General features: G+C 68.7%; 16 protein-coding genes. 9 read left to right on the forward strand and 7 right to left on the reverse strand.

What is annotated here, in order from left to right:
* Nucleotides 1-11 precede the first annotated feature (11 nt).
* Together C3Y92_RS03830 and C3Y92_RS03835 are read right to left on the reverse strand one after the other, a co-directional pair.
* Nucleotides 12-416, reverse strand: a complete 405-nt coding sequence (locus tag C3Y92_RS03830) for a hypothetical protein (RefSeq protein WP_129349652.1) — start codon at nucleotides 414-416, stop codon at nucleotides 12-14.
* Between the two features lie 156 nt (nucleotides 417-572).
* Complete coding sequence (locus C3Y92_RS03835) at nucleotides 573-3140, reverse strand: hybrid sensor histidine kinase/response regulator (protein WP_129349654.1); 2568 nt, start codon at nucleotides 3138-3140, stop codon at nucleotides 573-575.
* Between the two features lie 364 nt (nucleotides 3141-3504).
* On the opposite strand from C3Y92_RS03835, the gene C3Y92_RS03840 reads away from it, so the two are divergent.
* Nucleotides 3505-4305 carry a DUF169 domain-containing protein gene (locus tag C3Y92_RS03840; RefSeq protein WP_129349656.1) on the forward strand — a complete coding sequence of 267 codons (801 nt, stop codon included), beginning with the start codon at nucleotides 3505-3507 and terminating at the stop codon, nucleotides 4303-4305.
* Nucleotides 4306-4475: 170 nt separating this feature from the next.
* On the opposite strand, the gene C3Y92_RS03845 is transcribed toward C3Y92_RS03840, so the two are convergent.
* Nucleotides 4476-4697 (reverse strand): hypothetical protein, encoded by a 222-nt coding sequence (locus C3Y92_RS03845; protein WP_129349658.1) that lies wholly within the window; start codon nucleotides 4695-4697, stop codon nucleotides 4476-4478.
* A 200-nt stretch (nucleotides 4698-4897) separates the two neighbouring features.
* Here C3Y92_RS03845 and C3Y92_RS03850 point away from each other — a divergent pair, with 200 nt between their 5' ends.
* A complete protein-coding gene (locus C3Y92_RS03850; protein WP_129349660.1) occupies nucleotides 4898-5164 on the forward strand; it encodes a hypothetical protein in 267 nt (88 codons plus the stop codon).
* A 96-nt stretch (nucleotides 5165-5260) separates the two neighbouring features.
* Here the strand turns inward: C3Y92_RS03850 and C3Y92_RS03855 are convergent, their stop codons facing one another.
* Nucleotides 5261-5878 carry a hypothetical protein gene (locus C3Y92_RS03855; RefSeq protein WP_129349662.1) on the reverse strand — a complete coding sequence of 206 codons (618 nt, stop codon included), beginning with the start codon at nucleotides 5876-5878 and terminating at the stop codon, nucleotides 5261-5263.
* 408 nt (nucleotides 5879-6286) lie between these two features.
* Between C3Y92_RS03855 and C3Y92_RS03860 the strand changes: the two genes are divergently transcribed.
* The 6 genes from C3Y92_RS03860 (at nucleotide 6287) to C3Y92_RS03885 (ending at nucleotide 15933) form a co-directional block, all read left to right on the forward strand.
* Entirely contained in the window at nucleotides 6287-7651 is a 1365-nt protein-coding gene (locus C3Y92_RS03860) for a sigma-54 interaction domain-containing protein (RefSeq protein WP_129349664.1), read from the forward strand.
* The gene (locus C3Y92_RS03865) at nucleotides 7641-9788 is read left to right on the forward strand and encodes a peptidase domain-containing ABC transporter (RefSeq protein ID WP_235669607.1); all 2148 of its coding nucleotides are present in this window, start codon (nucleotides 7641-7643) and stop codon (nucleotides 9786-9788) included. Before C3Y92_RS03860 ends, C3Y92_RS03865 begins: the two co-directional genes overlap by 11 nt.
* A complete protein-coding gene (locus C3Y92_RS03870; protein WP_129349666.1) occupies nucleotides 9788-11155 on the forward strand; it encodes an HlyD family type I secretion periplasmic adaptor subunit in 1368 nt (455 codons plus the stop codon). Before C3Y92_RS03865 ends, C3Y92_RS03870 begins: the two co-directional genes overlap by 1 nt.
* Before the next feature lie 28 nt (nucleotides 11156-11183).
* Nucleotides 11184-12392 (forward strand): hypothetical protein, encoded by a 1209-nt coding sequence (locus C3Y92_RS03875; protein ID WP_129349668.1) that lies wholly within the window; start codon nucleotides 11184-11186, stop codon nucleotides 12390-12392.
* Nucleotides 12393-12472: 80 nt separating this feature from the next.
* The gene (locus C3Y92_RS03880; RefSeq protein WP_129349670.1) at nucleotides 12473-12985 is read left to right on the forward strand and encodes an SEL1-like repeat protein; all 513 of its coding nucleotides are present in this window, start codon (nucleotides 12473-12475) and stop codon (nucleotides 12983-12985) included.
* Nucleotides 12982-15933, forward strand: a complete 2952-nt coding sequence (locus C3Y92_RS03885) for a glycosyltransferase family 39 protein (RefSeq protein ID WP_129349672.1) — start codon at nucleotides 12982-12984, stop codon at nucleotides 15931-15933. Before C3Y92_RS03880 ends, C3Y92_RS03885 begins: the two co-directional genes overlap by 4 nt.
* A gap of 9 nt (nucleotides 15934-15942) precedes the next feature.
* Here the strand turns inward: C3Y92_RS03885 and C3Y92_RS03890 are convergent, their stop codons facing one another.
* The 3 genes from C3Y92_RS03890 to C3Y92_RS03900 form a co-directional block, all read right to left on the reverse strand.
* Entirely contained in the window at nucleotides 15943-16494 is a 552-nt protein-coding gene (locus C3Y92_RS03890; protein ID WP_129349674.1) for a hypothetical protein, read from the reverse strand.
* A 177-nt stretch (nucleotides 16495-16671) separates the two neighbouring features.
* Nucleotides 16672-17580 (reverse strand): TolB family protein, encoded by a 909-nt coding sequence (locus C3Y92_RS03895; protein WP_129349676.1) that lies wholly within the window; start codon nucleotides 17578-17580, stop codon nucleotides 16672-16674.
* A gap of 243 nt (nucleotides 17581-17823) precedes the next feature.
* Nucleotides 17824-18633: a TIM barrel protein gene (locus C3Y92_RS03900; RefSeq protein WP_235669687.1), complete on the reverse strand. Its 810-nt coding sequence runs from the start codon at nucleotides 18631-18633 to the stop codon at nucleotides 17824-17826.
* 399 nt (nucleotides 18634-19032) lie between these two features.
* Here C3Y92_RS03900 and C3Y92_RS03905 point away from each other — a divergent pair, with 399 nt between their 5' ends.
* On the forward strand, nucleotides 19033-19548 hold the full coding sequence (locus tag C3Y92_RS03905) for a GNAT family N-acetyltransferase (protein WP_129349680.1): 516 nt from the start codon (nucleotides 19033-19035) through the stop codon (nucleotides 19546-19548).
* Nucleotides 19549-19775 lie beyond the last annotated feature (227 nt).

The raw sequence follows: 19775 nt of genomic DNA on the forward strand, positions 1-19775 counted from the left end.
GGCAAACGCGGTTACGCCCGCCGGGGCCGGCCCGGCGACAGGGGCCTTGCCGGAGGCGGGCCGAAGTGGTTGGCCGTGCGCCGCAGGGCCGGCAGCACGCCGCCGTGGCCCCGACGCAGGACGAGTAGGCACACGACCAAGAGCACCGGCGGCACGACCAGCAGCACATGGAGCAGATCGCAGCCGAGCACAAAGCGCCACACTGCGGTCGGCAGATCGTCCCTGGGCATGGCGCTTAAATCGAAATTGAGGAAATCCGGCAGGATGCCATAGATCGTGGTGTCCGGCCAGACGCCGTAGAGCTGCTGCCAGCCGACCTTGAACAGGGCCACCAGCAGCGAGCCGACAGCCCAGAGCACCAGCAGGCAGGCGGCGGCAAAAGCCGCCAGGCGTTCAAACGGATCGGCGTCGGCCATGGTCCCTTCCCGGCCGCGCCCAGGCGCGGCGCAAGAAATAAAGCAAGAATAATGCCTGCCGGCAACGCCAGCGTAGGCCTCGCTGGCTCCAACATCGCGCCGGCCAAGGCCGGTCTGGAGGCGTTCAGGTACGGCCGGCGCGTCCGGCCTTGGGCGTCAGTCCTCGGCCGCCCGGTTGCGCCGGGCGGCCAGGGCGGCGGCGGCGATGACCCGGGCCAGATCGGCTTGCCCCAGGGGCTTGGCCAGATAATCGTCCATGCCGGCGGCCAGGCAGCGTTCGCGGTCGCCGGGCAGGGCGTGGGCGGTGATGGCGGCGATGAAGACCCGGGAGCGCCGGGGATCGGGCAGGGCGCGAATGGCCCGGGCAGCGGCCAGACCGTCGAGGCCCGGCATCTGCACGTCCATGAGGATGAGGTCAAAGTCCTCGGCGGCGGCGGCGGCCAGGGCTTGCCGGCCGTCCTCGGCCACGGCGATCCGGCAGCCCAGGCGGCCGAGCAGGGCGGCCAGGACATCGCGGTTGACCCGGTTGTCGTCGGCCACCAGCAACCGGAGGTCGTCTTGGAGGCGGCAGGCCTGGCGGATGGCGGCCACCGAGTCTTCGTCGTGTCCCTCTCGGAGCCGGGGAACGGCGTCCGCGGTCTCATCAGGGGTGTTGTCCAGGCCGAAACGGGCGGAAAAGGTAAAGACCGAGCCCCGGCCCGGTTCGCTGTCCAGGCTGATGTCGCCGCCCATGAGCCGGGCCAGACGGCGGCTGATGGCCAGGCCCAGGCCCGTGCCGCCGAAGCGGCGGGTGTAGGAGCCGTCGGCCTGGGTGAAGGCCTCGAAGATGCGTCCGGCATCCTCGGGACGCACGCCGATGCCGGTGTCGCTGACGGAGAAAAGGATCTCCCGGGACGTCTCGTCTGTTTCCCCCTGGCCGGCAAGGGCGGCCCCAGGGGCCGGCTCGTCCGGCCGGGCGCTGATGACGATGCCGCCGCGCGTGGTGAACTTGATGGCGTTGCCGACCAGATTGACCAGCACCTGGCGCAGGCGGTCGGCGTCGCCGATCAGGACGTCGGGGGACTCGGGGGCCACCTCCACGGACAGGCCAAGGCCCTTTTCCCGGGCCAGGACGCCAAGGCTGGCCTCGATAAGCGACAGCAGCCCGCGCAGGGAAAAGGGTTCCTGGGCCAGTTCCAGGCGGTCGGCCTCGATCTTGGAGAAATCCAGGATGTCGTTGATGAGCTTTAACAGCGAGGCGGCGGAGTCCTCGATGTCGCGCAAGTAGCTAGCCTGGGCGGCGTCGAGGTCGGTTTGGCCCAGCACCTGGGCCATGCCCAGGATGCCGTTCATGGGCGTTCTGATCTCGTGGCTCATGTTGGCCAGGAATTCGGACTTGGCCTGGCTGGCCGCTTCGGCCGTCTCCTTGGCTTGGGCCATGGCCGCTTCGGCCTCGCGCCGTTCGGTGACCTCGTGGATGAGCTCCTGGTTCATGCGGTTGAGCGTGCGGGTGCGCTCGCGCACCATGTCTTCCAGGCGCTCGTTGACCCGTTCCAGGTCCTGCCGGGACAGCACCCTGTCGGTGATGTCCTCGGCGATGCCGGCCACCCGGTAGACCACGCCGGCGTCGTCGGCCACGGGAAAAATGCGGGCCGCGATCCAGCGCATACTGCCGTCGGGGCGCACGATCCGGTATTCCGGGAACTGGCCTGGGCGAAGCGGCCGGCCGGCCAGACCGGCGAGGTACTGGAGCACGAGGTCGCGGTCGTCGGGGTGGACGACGTCGAGCCAGGACATGGGGGCGTCGTACAAGCTTTTGGTGGTCTGGCCCCACAGGCGTTCGTAGGCCGGGCTGATGTAGTAGACGCGCTTCCAGTCGGGCGAGCCGAGCCAAAAGACCTCGCCGATGGCTTCGGCCAGCTGGCGGAATTTCGTTTCGCTTTCCCGCAGGGCCCGTTCGGTGGTCTTGCGTTCGGAAATGTCGCGCACCACGGCGATGACCCGGCCGGAGCGGCCGGTGTCCATGCCCCGCAGGCTCACCTCCACCCAGAAAAGCCGGCCGGCCTTGTCCCGGGCCAGCCAATCGAAGAGCCTCGGCTGGCCGGCGGCGGCCTGTCCCAGGTTTTCCAAGGCCTCGGCCAGGGTGTAGGGCGGATACCCGGAACTCAGCCGTTCCGGGTCGAGGCGGCGCAGTTCGTCCCGGGCGTAGCCGTAAAGCGACACGGCCCGGTCATTGGCGTCGAGGAACTGTCCGGTGGCGGCGTCCTGGATGAAGATGGCGTCGCTTGCGGCGTTAAACACCGCCCGGTAATCGGCTTCGCTTTCGCAGGCTCCCTCGGCCGGCGGCGGTGAGGAGGGCACGGGCAGGCGGCCGCTGACAAGGACGGCCGCCGGCCGGCCGTCCGGGCCGGGCAGGGCGGCCAAGGTCCACAGCACGGGGATGCTGCCCCCGGCCGTCTGCAGATCGGCCGCCATGGGCTTGGGCGGGACAGCCCCGCCCAGGACCGCCGTAAATGCCTGGCGCAGCCGGTTCCGGGCGCCCCCCGGGGTGAAATGCTCAAAACAGTCCGTGGCGACCAGATGGGCTTGGTCCGGGCCGAGCAGGGCCGCGCCCGGGGGCCCGATGCGTTGGATACGGCCGTCTGGATCGACAATTGCGGCGAAGTCCCCGGCGGCGGCGAGCAGGATGTCGGTGTGGCCGGCAAGGGTCGGCTCGCGGGTATCCGGGCTGGGCGTGGGCGGCATGGCGTTCCTGGCGTTGGCGATACGGGGCCTGACAATGTGACAGTATGACCCTTTTTGGGCAGTGGGGCAAGCAGGCGCGCCGGCCGGGAACAGTGAAAAAAATATTCCCTGCCGCCGGGGCGTCGGGGGCAGCCAAGCGCACGTGGCGCTTCGAAAGGCCGGGCGGCGGCTTTGCGGACCCGGCGTCACGCCATAAAAGGCGTTTCGTGACTTTTGGTTGCCGGATCGGCCGTATTGACACTCGGCCGATCCTTCTTCACCCTCCGGGCGTTTTCACCGACCAAAAGGACGCCGGGCCGGGGACGAGGCGCGGCCTTGCCGTGTCTGCCGTCGGCCTTTTGCGTCAGCATAACAAGGAGTCGCCATGAACGCGATGTCGTACGGGGATATGCAGAAGGCGTTGATGGATGAGCTGCGGCTCATGCACTATCCTATCGCCATCAAGTATTTTTTTGACCAAGCCGAGCTGGACGCCTTCAAGGCCGAGAAGGAGTATTACCTGCCGGCCAAGGCCTTGACCTTTTGCCAGGCCGAGCTTGGCGCGCGCATGGAGGGCATCACCGTCCTTATGGGGCCGGAGCAGCTGGGCTGTTCCAACGCCAAGTGCGGTTTCGGCTGGAAGGAGATCGACGCGGCCGAGATCAAGGGCCATCTCAAATACGTGCGCGACCTGGAGCAGGCCGAGAAGTTCGTGCGCAGCAAGCCGCGCCTGTCCGGCAAGCTTTTGGCCGTGGCCGTCTCGCCCCTGGCCGACACCATGTTCGCGCCCGACGTGGTGCATTTCTACTGCGACAACATGCAGGCCTACCATCTGGTCGTGGACTGGATGGCGGCCCTGGACAAGCATCCGCTGCGTCCCAACATGACCATCAACTCGGCGGCCTGCGCCGGCAACGTCCATGTGTTCAACACCGGCGAGGCCAACGTGTTTCTGGCCTGCAGCGGCAGCTACAACGCCGGCAAGACCGAGCGCGGCGAGATCAACGTGGGCATTCCGGGCGCGGACATCGGCAAGGTCGTGGCCCAGCTCATGGCGCGCAAGGAAGCCACGGGCGGCGCGGCCCTGACCCGCACCGGCCATCCTTTCCCCGGAGCCGACATCTGCAAGAACTGTCCGCTGATCGTCTTCAAGAAGGGCAAGGCCCCGGCCGAGGCCGATTCGTAGTTTTGCCGCCCCGCGCGGCAGTAAAAAGGCGGTCCCCAACGCGGGGCCGCCTTTTTTCTTTTTTCCCGGGGGTTGCCCCCTTTGACCCTTTCCCCATTTGGGGGGTCTGGGGGCCTCAGGCCCCCAGCCGCCGGAGGCCGCTTCTCTTCTCTTTTCTTCTTATTTTTCAACTAAATAGACGTGCGCACAATAGCCCCCAGGCCGGTGTCGAGGAAGTGGGTGGTGATGGCCTTGGGGTCGGAGGTGTCCGGCACGTTGGAACCCATGCGCGGGGACAGGCGCTCGATGGCGTAGTGGTCCGCGCCAAGGGCGGCCACCATGTCGGCGGTGGAGGAGCCGTCGAAGCGGGTGAGGAACAGGGCGCGGTCCCACATGCGGTCGGAGATGGACATGGCTGACTCCCGATCGGCTTGTCCGTAAGATAGTGCGGCCGGGCGCGGCCGGCAAGGGAATTGGGGATATTTCGGCGAATTGGCAGTGGCCTGGCCGGGGCGAAAGCGGCCCGGGAGCCCTGGCGGCGGGCCGCATGGCGGCTTGGCACGTTTCTGGCTGATGGGAGGCCAAACGCCTCGTAACGGGGAGGAACATCGCCATGCGACGCACGCTTATCCTACTTGCCATATTATGTTTGCTGACCGCCTTGCCGGCGGCCCGGGCGGAAGCCTTCACCATCGTCACCCCCGGGTTTGCCGTGAGCGTGCCGCTTTATGCCGCGCCTGCTCCGGTGTATGTCGCGCCGCCGCCGCCGGTGTATGTGGCTCCGGCCTACGCGCCGCCGGTGGTGGTCGCGCCGGCCTATCCCGGGCCGGTCTATGTGGGGCCGGGCTATCCGCTGCCCCCGCCGCCGCCGCGCTGGTAAGGCGTCGGCCGCCGGCCGGCCGTGACCGGCGGGCCTTGGACCAGACGGTAAGCCCCCGTCGTCCGGCGGACGACGGGGGCTTGTTGCTTGGGTCGGCTAGGCGGCCAGGAGCTGGGCCTTGTCCTGGCTGGCCTGGGCCACCGAGGCGCTGCTTGTGCTGGTCGTGGCCAGTCCGGTCTGGTCGCGGTAGGCCACGGATTCGCCGGTGGCGGCCGTTGCGGCAGTTTCCGTCGTTGCGCCGGCCGCCGTGGTCGAGGCCGTGCCCGCCACGGTGGCGGAATCGCTCTTCGTGTCCACGGCTTCGGCCACGTCCTTGGCCTGGTCCACGATGGTCTCCACGTACTGCGTGCCGGTGGCTACCGTGTTGGAGATGTAGTTGCTCGCCGTGGCCACCGTGTCCTTGGTCCATTCGTAGGCGGTTGTCGCCCGTTCGGTCACGTAGCTCACCGCCTGGCTGATCTTCTCTGCGGCCGCCGATCCCGTGGAGCTGGCGATGTCGGCCACCATGCTCTTCACCGTCGAGACCGTCTCCTGGACGTAGCTGACCGCCGTGGACACCTTGTCCGCCACCCAGTTGGCGGCGGTGGACACCGTCGTGGCCGCCCAGCTTACCGCCGAACCTACCGTGGACACCAGCGTACCCACCGAGGACGTCGCGCCGACCGCCGTCTTCACCGCCGAGGCCACCTTGGAGAAAAAGGACTTAAAGCTCATTTGGACACCCTCCCATGGTTGATGCGTTGTTGTTGGCTTCCGTGCCGTGTTTGCCTCTCCTTGAGCCAGAAGCGTGCCAGATGGTAACATGCTGATTTAACAGGGTCGTCATGGGGAGGGACTGCCTCGCGCCGCAACGAAGCGAGGCAGGGGCTGGGGGGTTTTGGGGCAGCGGCCGGGCAGGGCGCGGGGCAAGGGGAGGGCGGCGCGCCCACACCCGGCGCAAACCGGGACGTGGGCTCCTTGGCGGCTAAGGGCGGCCGGCAAGGGCGGTTTCACCGGTTGCCGGCCGCCAGCTTCGAATTGCCGACGAATCCGAAACCCGTTACAATATCAAGCGCAAAGGCGTAAGCGCCCGGCCGGCCGCAACCCGCGGCCGGGGCTTGGCCGACCTGATCAGGAGGTCTGATGCAGCCGTCCCCGCTTGCCCTGACGCCCGAGATGTCCGCGCGCCTGACGCGTTTTGCCGTGCTTGTGTCCGACGCCGCTTACGAGGCCGCCGCCGAGGAACTGGCCGCCTGCCGCAAACTCTGCGACAAGCTGCCCGGCCGGCCCAAGGCCGCCGGCGATCTTATTGAGGGCATGGACCGGATGCTCGGCTACGTGCGCGACCGGGAGCAGCTCCTGGAAGACGCCGTGGACCGTCTCGACACCTCCCACGAAGAACTTGCCCGCATCGGCCGCCAGCTCAAGATCGAAAACGCGGCGCTCAAAAGCCAGCTGCGCCAGAATTTTTCCCCGGCCCGGGTCATCGGGGCCAGCCCGCGCATGGCCCGGGTGCTTCAGCTGGCCCAGCGCGTGGCCGAGACCACCGTCAACGTGCTCATCACCGGCGAGACCGGCACGGGCAAGGAAATGGTGGCCAAGGTGGTGCATTATTCCGGCCGCCGCCGCCATGGCCCGTTTATGGCCGTCAACTGTACGGCCGTGCCGGAAACGCTTTTTGAGAGCGAGTTTTTCGGCATCGAAAAAGGCGTGGCCACGGGGGTGGAAAAGCGCCGGGGCATCATCGAAGGGGCTTCTGGAGGGACGCTTTTTCTCGACGAGATCGGCGACATGAGCGAGGCCAGCCAGGCCAAGATCCTGCGTGTGCTGGAGCTTGGCGAGGTGACGCCGGTGGGCGGCCGGGGGCCGGTATCCGTGGATTTACGCCTGGTCTCGGCCACCAACCGCGATCTGCGCCAGGACATCGAGACCGGCCGGTTTCGCCGCGACCTGTTCTACCGGATCAAGGTCGTCCACCTGGAGCTGCCGCCCCTTCGGGAGCGCGCCGACGACATTCCGCTTCTGGCCGAGAATTTCCTGGCCACCTTCGCCCGCAACATGGGCCGGGGCAAGCTGGTCTTTTCCAAGCGCGCCCGCGAGGCCCTCATGGAATACGCCTGGCCCGGCAACATCCGCGAACTGGAAAACGAGGTCGAGCGGGCCGTGGCCCTGGCCTACACCGAAACCATTCACGTTGAAGACCTCTCCCGCGACGTGCGTAACGCCAAGGCCCGCCGGCCCCAACCGGCCGCCGAGACCTTCCGGCCGGCCGCCGAGGTCGGCCGGCTGCGCGCCCTGGAGCGCGAGGCCATTGAGGCCTGTCTGGCCGAATGCTCGGGCAACCGCACCCAGGCCGCCCGCAAGCTCGGCATCAGCCGCGAGAGTCTGCGCCGCAAGCTCAAGCTGCTCTATCCGGCCGCAGGCGACGAAGCGGCGGAGGCTGGCGACGATCTGGACGCCGCAGCGGCCGCCGTGGTCCTGCGGCCGGGAAGTTTTCGTGACGACTAGCGCCGCCCTGGACGCCCTGGCCGTGGTCCTGCGCCACCATGGGATATCCACCACCAGCGCCGATCTCATCGCCCGCCACGGCCTGGCCGGCCGGCCCCTGCACGTGGCCACGCTTTTGCGCATCGCCAAGGCCCTGGGCTTTGCCGCCAAGCGCCGCCGGCTGCCGCCGGCCGGGCTGCTCGAACTCGGCGAGGCCTACCCCTGCCTGGGGCTGGCCCGCGACGGCGGCGCGGCGGTCCTGTCCGGGGCGCGCCAAGGTCCGGACGGCGGGCGCGAACTGGTGCTCTACGACGCCGCCGGCGCGGCCGAGGGGGCCGCCTTCGTTTTTGTGCCCGAGGCCGAGGTCGCCGCGCGCCTGACCGGCGAGGTCCTGCTGTTCAAAAAACGCCGGGTGGAAGCCGGCGACGCCAAGCGCTTCAGCCTGTCCTGGTTCTGGCCCCAGGTGGCCCGGGAAAAGCGCATCTTTCTCGAAATCGCCGGCATCGCCTTTTTCATGCACGGCCTGGCCTTTGTCGTGCCGCTGTATTTCCAGGCCGTGGTGGACAAGGTGCTGGCCCACCACACCATTTCCACCCTCAACGTCCTGGGCCTGGGCGTGGTCGGGGCCATCCTCTTCGAAGGCGCCCTGCGCTATCTGCGCGAATTTCTGCTGCGTTTCGCCACCACCAAGATCGACTTGCGCCTGGCCATGGAGACGTTTGCCCACATGATCAAGCTGCCGCTGCCCTTTTTCGAGCGCAGCTTCGCGGGCGTGATCATCAAGCACATGCAGCAGACCGATCAGGTGCGCGAGTTTCTGACCGGCAATCTGCTGAACACGCTCCTCGACGCCTCTTCGCTCATTGTCTTCGTGCCCGTGCTTTTTTGCTACAGCCCGCGCCTGACCATGCTGGTGCTGGCCTTTGCCGTGGTCACGGCCGGGGCCATCGGGCTTATGGTCGGGCCGTTTCACCGCCGGCTCATGGCCCTGTACGCCGCCGAGGGCGAGCGGCAGGCCCTGCTCGTGGAAACCATCCACGGCATCGGCACCATCAAGAGCCTGGCCCTGGAAGGCGGCCGCCAGCGCCGCTGGGAGGAAGGCTCGGCCCTGGCCGTTTCCCGCAACTTCGACGTGCGCCGCATGTCGGCCCTGGGCAACGCGCTCATAAAGACCCTGGAGCGGCTCATGACCGTGGCCGTCATCTGGGTGGGGGCCTTGGGCGTTTTCGACGAGTCGCTGACCATGGGCGAACTTATCGCCTTCCAGATGTTGTCCCAGTCCGTGACCATGCCCCTTATCCGCATCGTGGAGCTGGTCCACGAATACCAAAAGGTCCATCTGGCCGTGGAGATGCTGGGCGAAGTCATGAACCGCAAGCCCGAGGCGGGGCTTGTGCGCGGCGGGGCGCGGCCGCCCGTCGTCGGCGAAATCGTGGTCAGCCAGGCGCGCTTTGCTTATGTGCCGGGTGAACCGCCGGCCCTGGACGGCGTGTCCTTCACCGTGGCCCCGGGCGAGGTGCTTGGGGTGGTCGGGCGCAGTGGTTCGGGCAAGACCACGCTCACGCGCCTGATCCAGGGCCTGTATCCCCTGGGCGGCGGGCGCATCAGCTTCGACGGCACGCCCATAACCGACCTCGACGTGGTGCACCTGCGCCAGAACATCGGCGTGGTGCTCCAGGAGAATTTTATTTTCAGCGGCACCGTGCGCGACAACATCGCCGTCACCCGGCCCACGGCCGATCTCGACGACGTGCGCCGCGCCGCAAAACTGGCCGGGGCCGACGAATTCATCGAGCGCCTGGCTTCTGGCTACGACACGGTGCTGGAGGAAAACGGCTCCAACCTCTCCGGCGGCCAGAAGCAGCGTCTGGCCATCGCCCGGGCGCTGCTCAAGGACCCGCGCATCATGATCTTCGACGAGGCCACCAGCGCCCTGGACCCGGAAAGCGAGGCCCGCATCCAGGAAAATCTCGACGGCATCGCCAAGGGCCGCACCACCATCATCGTGGCCCATCGGCTCTCCACCCTGCGTAACGCCGATCGCATCATGGTGCTGGATCAAGGCCGCATCGTGGATATCGCCCCCCACGCCGAACTGCTGGAGCGCTGCGACATCTACCGCACCCTCTGGGAGCGCCAGACCAAGGGGATGCGCTGATGGCCAGGCGCAACATCCGGCCCGAGGCCATGGAGTTCCAACCCGACGCCGTGGCCGTGTCCGAGGGCGAACCGCCGGTCCAGGCCAGGATCGCCGTCTACGTCATCTTCGCCTGCCTGGTCTTCGGCGGGCTGTGGGCCTGGTTTTCCGAGCTCGACCGGGTGGTTTCGGCCGGCGGCATGCTCGTCACCCGGGTGCCGCCCATCGTGGTGCAGCCCCTGGAAACCGCCGTGGTGCGACAGATCAACGTGCGCCCCGGCGACGTGGTGCGGCGCGGGGCGGTGCTGGCCACCCTGGACCCGACCTTTGCCAGCGCCGACCTGGGGCAGTTGACCGCCAAGCGGCGGTTTCTTTCGGCCTTCGTGGTTCTGCTCGCCGCTGAACTGGACGGCAAGCCCTTGCCGGCCCTGGACGACAGCGCCATGGACGGCGAGGAAAAGGTGCGGCTCACCCTTTTCGCCATGCGCAAGGAGGAGTTTCGGGCCAAGGTCGAGGCCAACGACCGCGAGGTGGCCCTGCTTGAAGACGCCGTGGCCGCCAACGCGGCCGAGCGGGCGCGCCTGGGCGAACAGGCCAATCTGGCCAAGGAAATCGAGGGCATGTTCGGCAAGCTCGTGCCCGGCGGCGGGGCCAGCCGGCTGGAATACCTGGGTGCGCTGCGCGAAAAGCTGCGGGTGGACGATCTGGCCGCCAAGACCGAGGAAAAACGCGAACAGCTCATGGAACAGCTCAGCCGGGCCAGGATGGAGCGGCAGGCCTTTGTGAGCAACTGGCGGGCCCAGACCGCCACCCAGTTGCTCGAAGCCCGGCAAAATCTCGACGAGGTGGACCATTCCCTGGCCAAGGCCTCGCGGCGCAGCGAACTGGTGGAACTTGCCGCCGTGGCCGACGCCATCGTCAAGGAGGTCGCGCCGCTCTCCGAGGGTTCCATCGCCAAGGCGGCCGAGACCTTTTGCGTGCTGGTGCCCATCGGCGACGCCGACGGAGCCCTGGAGGCCGAAGTGTCCATCGCGGCGGCGGACATCGGCCATATCCGCGTCGGCAACGAGACTCGCCTGAAGCTTGCCGCCTATCCCTTTCAGCGCCATGGCTTTCTCGACGGCGTGGTGCGCATGGTCAGCCCCGACGCCTTTGTGGCCGAGGGCGCGGCCCCGGGCCACGAAGGCGGCCAGGACGGCGCGGGCGGGGTGCATTACAAGGCGCGCATCCGGCTCACCAAGACGACGCTGCGCGACGTGGGGCCGGATTTCCGCCTGCTGCCGGGCATGACCGTGTCGGCGGAAATTCTCGTGGGCAAGCGCCGGGTGGCGACCTACATTCTCGATCCGGTGATTCGGGGGCTGCACGAAGCGTTAAACGAGCCGTAAGACAACCATAACAGGGGAGGGTGGTCGTATGCCGCGCCAGAATTGTTGCGTCCGTGGAGGGCCGTCTCGCGCGGCTTGGGCTCTGACCGTCCTGTATGGCGCTCTGGTCGCCGTGCTCCTGGTCGGACTGCCGGCGCCGGCCGCCCTGGCCGGGCCGTCGTCTTCCTGGGAGTTCGCCAAGGTCGGCTTAAGCGGCGCGCTCTATCCGTCGCTGATGCTCAACATCGCCAAGATGAAGCTGGAGATGCAGCACAATGACGACGAGCTTGGCGACCCCAACGGGCTTTTCGGCGTCTCGGTCGTCGCGCCCAGGGCCGGGGCCAAGGCCGTGGTGGAGCTGGTTTCCACCTCGCCCCTGGTCAACCCCGGGCGGGCGGAAGTGGTCCTGGCCCGCAAGGGCAAGAAATACATGGTCTATCCCTTCCTGACCTACGCCGACGCGATCCTGCTCAATCACCAGCCTATCCCCACGACCATGACGGCCCGGCTGTGGCTGGACGGCGTCGCCCAGGGCGAGCGCACGGCCCGGGTGGTCATCGCCTCGGTCAACGACTGCGTGCACAGTTTCGACGATGACGACGACTACTACGACACCGACTGGCTCTACGCCGCCTACGTCAACGAGAACCATCCGGCGGTGCAGCAGATCCTGCGGGAAGCCCTGGCCACGGGCGAGGTGTCGTCGTTTAGCGGCTATCAGGCCGACGCCCGGGGCGTGCGCAAGCAGGTAAAAGCCGTATGGCAGGCCCTGCGGCGGCGCGGCATCCGCTATTCGTCCATCAACCGCCCCTCGGCCAAGCCCGAAGGGGTGGGCGTGCAGCATGTGCGCCTTCTGGCCGAGGCCCTGGCCACCCGGCAGGCCAACTGCGTGGAAGGCAGCTGCCTGCTGGCCTCCGTATTCTATAAAATCGGCCTGGACACCTCCCTGGTGTCGTTGCCCGAGCACATGCTCGTGGCCGTGAACCTCGACCCCAAGGGGCGGCAGCCGCTCTATCTGGAAACCACCATGCTCGACGACGGCTCCTTTGAGGAGGCGGCCGAGTCCGGCGGCGAGCAGGTGGCCCAGGCCCTGGAGCAGGCCCGCAAGGCCGCCGCCCGAAAAAAAGCCGGCAAAAGTACGGACGACGATGACGAAGAAGCCGTGAACTTCATTTCCATCCGCGAGATGCGTCAGGCCGGCGTGCTGCCGATTCCGGACCCGGGCGCGGGTAGGGCTCCCTGGTCGCCGGCCAAATAACCGGCCGCCAGGAGGCGGGGGACCGGCTTTGCCTGGGGCCCGTTGTGCGGTATGCTGCCCAGATGCTGCGGATATCGATAGTGTGCTGTCTCCTGGCGATCCTGGCCGGGAGCGCGTTTGGGGCTGCCGGGCCTTGCCCGGGAGCGGCCGCCGACGATCCGGCCGGGCAGGCCGCCGTGGCCTTTGCCGCCCTTGGCAAAACGCCGCCCGACGCCGCCTTGGCGGTTTCGTGTCTGCAGGCCGCCGCCTCCCTTGGCGACCCCGGGGCCCAGGTCGTCCTGGGGCATCTGGCCGCCGCCGGCCTTGACGGACCGGTGGACCGGACCCGGGCCGCCGCCGCCTTCAGCCAGTCGGCCGCCGGGGGGTCGCCCCAGGGCTATCTGGCCATGGGGCTGGCCTTTGCCCGGGGGGACGGCGTGCCGGCCGAACCGTACTGGGCCTACTGGTTTTGCCGTCGGGCGGAGCTGGGAGGCGGGCTCTCCCCGGAGGAAGCGGCCCTGGCCGCCGCCACGGCCGCCGCGGCGTTGCCGCGTTTGCAGCCCCACGAACGCCGGGCCCTGGACGCCAGCCTCAACCCCGGGAGCGTGCCGTGAGCGTCCCCGAAGCGTCGCCCCGACCCGGGGCCTTGCCTCCCCGCGTCGTCTGGACCTGGCTGGTCCTGCTCACCCTGGCCGGTCTGGCCCTGCGCCTGGCCGCCCTCGACGTCGTCGGCCTGTGGTGGGACGAATTCGTGACCCTTGGCCGGGCGGCCTGGCCCGTGCCGGATCTGCTGCGTTCCCTGGCCCACGAGGGGCCAAGCGACGTCAGCCTCGATTCCTCGCCGCCGCTGCTGCATCTGCTGGTCCATGCCAGCCTGGCGGTGTTCGGGCCGGGGGACGTGGCCGTCAAGCTGCCAAGCGTGGCGGCCGGCACGTTGACCATCCCGGTGGTCTGGCTGGTCGGCCGGCGTCTTTTTTCCGACCGGGTAGCCCTGGCCGCCGCCGCCATGGCCGCCCTGGCCCTGTTTCCCGTCCATTATTCCCGCGAAGCCCGGCCTTATGCCCTGTATCTGCTGCTGGCCCTGACGGCCTTGGCCTGTCTGCTGCAGGCGCTTAAGCGGGGGCGCTGGCGTGATTTCGCGGCCTTTGGCGCCGCCGGCGTCGGGATGCTCTATGCCTCCTACCTGGCTTCGGCCACCTTGGCCGCCTTGGGGCTGGTGGCCGGCTGGCGCATCGTGGAGACCGCCCGGGCAGGGGAGCGCCGTTTGGCCGGCCGGCTTCTGGGGCGCTTGAGCGCGGCTGTCCTGATCATGCTCGCGGCCTACGCGCCGTGGATGGAAGCCCACTGGTTCCAGATGCGCACCATCGCCGGCGTCGCGCCGCTGGCCCGGCGTCTGGAGGGCGTGAGCCTGGAGTCGGTCCTCAAAAGCTTTGCCGCCTGGCACTATCAGGGCGAGATCCCGTGGGTCGCCATGTTGACGGCCCTGGCCGCCTTGGGGGTTGTCCGTTTTCTGGCCATCGGTCGGGGCCGGTCCCTGGCGATTTTGGCCATTTGGTCCTTGACCGGCCTGGCCATGGCCGTGGCGCTGCCCACGAACATCAACGTGTCCATCCGCTATCTGGTCAATAATTACTATTTGTTCTGCTTTCTGGCGGCGGGCGGCATCGAGGCCCTGGCCGTCGCCTGCGGCCGGTGGGGGCGGGGGGCCTCTGGCGCGGCGCTGTGCGTCCTGTTGGGCGCGGCCGCCTGCGGGCCGACGTTGATGAGCTTTGATCTCTACGCCAAACGCGACAGCCCGAGCATCAAAAGCGTGCTGGCCGATCTCGTGGCGCAGCGCGTCAACATCGAGGCCATCCGCTACTACCGGCCCCGGCACCTCAAGATCGTGGGCGACTGGTATCTGCGCGGCGCATTCCAGACCGCCGGCGACGCCTTTGACCGGCGCTACAAGCGGGCCTATTTTCTTTCGCCGGCCGACGATCCCGCTGCCGCGCCGTTGCCCGGTTCCCTGCCCGTGCGACGGACCTTTTGGGCCGACATCGCCAAGATCGGCCTGCCTAACCGGGCGCCGTTGCCCCTGGCCGCGCCCTACCGCAACCGTTTCAAGGATCTTTCGGTCCTGGCCGACGCCTACGAGCTGGAGAACATGACGCCCGACCTGGGTTACGGAACCCTGGCCCTTTATGATTGCCGCCTGCCGGGCCGGGCCGTCTTCGCCTTCGCCGCCGCCCCCGGAAGCCGGGCCGGCACGACGCGGACGGCCCTGCGCTTTGTCCTTCGCCAGGGGCAGGCCGCCCCGCCCGAGGGGCGCATTGTCGTGCGGGCCGGGACAACCCTGGAAAACACGCCTGTCCTGGCCACGGTGACAAGCGCGGATTTCCCGGCCGGGGGCTCGGAATACGATCTCGTCCTGGAACTGCCCGAACCGGACGCCGCCTCGGGCCGGGTCTACCTCATCCTCGAAAGCCAGGCCGGCTTCACGGACGGCTTTTTGGAACTTGCCCACCTCGAAACCCGTCCGGCCGTCCAGACGCTTCCGGCCAACACCCCGGACGCCTGGGAAATTTCGGCCGCCTCCCTGGCCGCCAACACGACCGTGGCGCCGGCCCTGCCCCAGGGCCGCCCCTTTGGCGGCGACGTCCTGTACGGCTTTGGCGACACGCCCCGGCCGGAGCTTGGCCTTGGCGGACCGGCCGACCAGGCCGCCTATCTCGCGGCGTTTCCCGGCGACGTCCCGGTCCTGACATTGGCCGACGCCAACGGCCGGGAGCGCGCCCGCTATTACGATCCGCTGTTGGCCAGGCCCTACGCCCCCCTCGGTCCGGGCGTTCGCCTGGCTTGGGACGGGCGGCCGGCCAAAGGCCTTTGGGCCACGGGCGACGTTGCCGGGCAGACCGTGATCCTCGGCGAGACCGCCGTGGCCCTGCCCCTGGCCTGTCCGCCCGGGGCCAGCCTGGCCCTGGCCGATGACGGAAGGGGGCTGGCCCGGTTGTCGCCGGACTATGCCGCGCCGTTGCTCGATATCCTGCAGGCGGCGACGCTTTCCCATGCCGTGCGCAAGGTTGACGGCCAGGACGCCTTGACCTGCGCCGGGGACGCGCCTTGCTTCCTGACCTACGCCTTCAGCGCGCCCGGAAACCAAACGCCCATCACCGGCTTTCGCGCCACCTGGTACCCGTCCGTCCTGACCGACGGCGTCGGACATAACCGCGTTCTCGCCCAGTGGTCCGTGGACGGCAACGTCTATCACGACCTGGACAGCCTGCGCAGCCGGGGCGACTATTTCCTGTATTCCGGAACGATGCGCCAGGCTGCCCGGGTGCGACTGCCCGCGCCGGCCAACCGCCTCTATCTGCGGTTTGTCCTGTCCGGCGGCGGCGCAAGGCTTTTCAGCTCCGGGGACACGCGTCTGGTCATGGAGTGCGATCTGGCCCGAACCGGATTTTCCGGCCTGTCGCTTCCCGCCGCGCCGGCTTTGGCGACCGCCGGTGGGGATGGCCTGGGACTGGCCGCCACCGCCGCCCCGCCGGTCCTGGATCTTGACCTGCGGGAGCGGCATTGAAACGGGCCGCTACCGATAGGCGAAGGCCGGATCAATGCTGAAGGAAGCGGCCAGAGCCCGGACCACGGGATCGAACAAGGCCTTTTGGGCCGGGTCGTAGAGCAGTTCGAAGCTGGCCAGGACGCCGTGGGCCAGCATGGTCTTGCGGTAAAAGATCTTGCCGCCGTCCAGGCCCGAGACCACGAAGAAGTCCTTGCCCCGATGCTGATAGGTCGCCTGGCGGCCCGGCTCGGCCAGTGCTTCGGCCAGGGCGGCGGGGATGGTGGTTTCCAGGACGTCGTTGAACCCGGCCCAGCAGCGCAGCTCGGCCCGGCCGTCCGGGGCGGCGAAAACCTGGCCGTCTCCGGCGTCGGACTCGCCCTGGGGTGTCAGCAGCTGCCTGGGCCAGGCCAGGACGTAGCCGTACTTGTGGTTGGCGTAGCAGCCGTAAACGCTCGTGCGCGAACAGACCTTGTCCAGGCGGGCCTGGACTTCCGGGGCCGGCTCCCGGGCCGGGGCCTGTCCCGCGACGGACAGGATCAGCAGCAGGGCGGCGAGGCCGGCCAGCCGTTTATGGCGCATATCCCACTCCTTTGCCGTTGGCGGCGGCCTGCGCCGGCGACCGGGCGTCGCTTGCGGCCTGGGGCAGGGCGGTTTTTCACAACGCCGCCCATCTGGACGTGACGGCAGGCTGTCCTCAACGACGGCCAATCGTTGCGGCGGTTCTCGGGCGACGCCGGACGAGGCCGGGATCAAGCGTCATGGCCCGGCCGGCGGCATGGGGTCTTCCCCCGGCCCCAGGTCCACCGGAGCCTCGCCCGGTCGGATAAGCCACAGCCGAAACGGCCAGGCCGCCCCGGCCTGCTTGTCGGTGTAGCCGGCAAAGACCAGGGCCGAGCCGTCCGGGGTCCAGGCCGGGGCAAAGGCCGTGAACGCCTCCGGGGTGAGCTGGGAAACTTGGCCGGTTTGCGGATCGTGAAGAAATAGGGCCGAGCTGAGGTCCGGCACTTTTTTGCGAAACAGCGCCGTGCCGGCCACGGGTCTGGAAAAAGCCAGCGCGCCCGTGCCGGGCCGGGCAACGAAGCGGTCGGCGCTGGTAAACGCGCCCTGGCGTTCCTTGGAGAAGTCGGTGAGCGGCCGGCGCGAGACGACCACGCCGTCCGGGGCCAGCCGGTAGAGATGGGTCATGTCCTGGTAGAGGATGTGCCCGTCGGGGCCATAGATCGGCTCGAAGAAGTCGTCCCCGTAGGGGCCGCCGGCCTGGGCCAGCCGTTTGGGCTGCCCGCCCGGGCGCACGGTCCACAGCTCGGACGCGCCGGCCTCGGTGCGGCGGGTGAAAAGGACGGCGTCGCCGTCCGGGGCGAATCGCGGGCTGCCGAGATAGCCGCCGGGCTTGGCCAGCAGACTGGTCTTGCCCGTGGCCAGATCGCTCAAGGTGATTTGCGCCCGGGCCGGGTCGTCGCCATGCTCCAACCAGACCGCTTGCCGCGCGCCTGGAGACAGGGCGGGTTGTCTGCCCTGGCCGAGCTTGCGGGTTTGGCCGTCGATGCGCAGCAGCACGGCGTCGCGCTGGCTGTAGATGAGTGGGGGAACCGGTTCCCCGGCTCCCAGGGGAGCGGCGGCCAGAAAAACGAACAGCAAGCCGGCCAGCACAACACGGTAAACCATGGCGCACCCGCTTTGTCGTTGGTGAGGGCGGCGAACAGTCGCCTTGAAACGCGGCATCCAGTCTGCCGAAGATAGCCCACGGCCGGCAGGGCGTCCAGCCGTATGGCGCATACCGTCCGGTGTGTGCCGGGCCGTGCCTGAACCGAGCCGGGGCACGGTGAAGGGCCGGTCTCTGTGGCCGGCGGCGCGCCACGACAGGCGCGCATTCCGGGAACCGCCGTGGCGTGTTGCAGGCGGGCCGGACTACAGGGCGAGCCAGGTCTTTTTGAGCAGCATGGCGTCGTGCTCCAGGGCCGGCGACTCGCAGATGACGCAGCCGGCCGCGCCGTAATCCCGCAGCGCCGTCAGGCAGGCCGTATAATCGAAGTCGCCTTGGGCCAGCGGCAGATGGCGCTTTTCGCCCTTGGGGCCGTATTCGATGCCGCTTATGTGGATATGCAGCTCGGCCAAAGCCGCCTCGCCCAGGATGTCGGCCAGTTGGCGCAGCACCCGGCCAAAGTCGGCGCGGGTCTTGAGTGCGCCGTTGTCCCGGGCGTGGATGTGGGAAAAATCCAGGCACGGCTTGCAGGTAGGGATGTCGCGGCACAGGCCGGCCAGTTCGGCCACGGTGCCGAACTGGGTGGCCTTGCCCGTGGTCTCCAGGCGGTAGCTCACGCCCAGGTCCGGCAGGCGGCGCAGGTTGTCGGCGATGGTCTGGCGAACCACCTCAGGCGGCTGGCCCAGGTAGTAGCCGGGGTGGAAGACCAGATCGCGTCCGCCGACCAGGGCGAGGGCTTCGGCTCCCTGGCGGATGCGGGCCAGGGAGGCTTCGAGCTTGTCCGGCTCGGCGGCGTTGAGATTGATGAAATACGAGGCGTGGGCCGTGAGGTGGAAATCGTTCTCCGCCTTGGCCGCCAGGATGGCCGCCTGATTCTTGGCCGTGACGTTGACCGAGCGCACAAAGGGCAGTTCCATGGCGTCCAGGCCCAGGCCCCGCAAGTGGGGGATGGCCGTGGCGTAGGTGAATTTGCGTTTGCCGTCGCCACGGGGCAGGCCGGAGATGCCGAAAAGCATGGTGTTCACCGTGGGATTCCGCGCTACAGGAGGTTTGGGGCGTGGGGCCGCTTGACGCCGCCGCCGCGGCCGGCTATCGCCCGGGAGCAACGCTTCTCCCAGGAGGTCTTTTTTGTCCAGCGCCACTTCGGACCTTGCGGCACGGGTTGTCGGCGAAAGCCGCGCCCGCTAGTCGCCCCAAGGACCAGCTCCGCCTTCCTCCACGAAGGCGGCTCATTCCCCTGGGGCGGCCCGCCGCGCCCGCCTTGAGCCTGTTCCCTCGCCGGACCGGACTCTTGTCGCTTTCCCCGACACCCACTCCCTGACGACGGCCCTTCCGGGCCGGTCGCGTCTTCCGGCTTGGCTCCTGCCTGTCCGGTCGCGCCCCGGCCGTACCTTCGACCGTTTATGGAGTGTCCCATGGGTATCCGCACCGAACGCCCGGGCGATGAAACGCCCATCGCGCGTCTTTTGTACGCCGCTTTCCACAACCATCCCCAGCATCCGCCCGGGGCCGAACCCGTCGAACACGAGATCGTCGCCCGGCTGCGGGCCGATGCCGCTTTGGCCCTGTCGCTTGTGGCCGAGGCGGACGGCGACATCGTCGGCCATCTGGCCCTGAGCCCGGCCCGCGTCGGCGCATCCGGCCCGGGCTGGCTGCTGCTTGGCCCCCTGGGCGTGCTGCCGGCCCGGCAAGGGCAGGGCATCGGCTCGGCCCTGGTCCGGCAGGCCCTTGGCCGTCTGGCCGGCACTGGCCCGGCCGGGGGCGTGCTTGTCGGCGATCCCGGCTTCTACGGCCGTTTCGGCTTTGCCGCCGTGCCCGGCCTGGGCTGGCCGGGCGTGCCGGAGCGCTACGTCCTGGCCGTCAGCTTCGGCCAGGTCAGGCCCGTGGGCGACATCGTGGCCCACGCGGCCTTTGGCGTGGCAGCGTCGTGAATTGTTAGCTCATTAATCAAGGGTGTTATGGATTGTTTGTCGGAGAGGGACGCCTCCGGCGGCCGGGGGGATGATCCCCCCGGACCCCCTCGACGGGAAACGGGATCAAGGGTGGTTTGTCGACGTGTCTTCAGGCGTCGGCCGGCCGCCCTGGACGGCGACGTTATCGGGCGCGGGATTGCCGCGCCGTGGCACAACAACGGCGGGCCGGCCGGTCGGCCGCTCCG

This window comes from Solidesulfovibrio carbinolicus (genome assembly GCF_004135975.1).
Taxonomy (GTDB): Bacteria; Desulfobacterota; Desulfovibrionia; order Desulfovibrionales; family Desulfovibrionaceae; genus Solidesulfovibrio; species Solidesulfovibrio carbinolicus.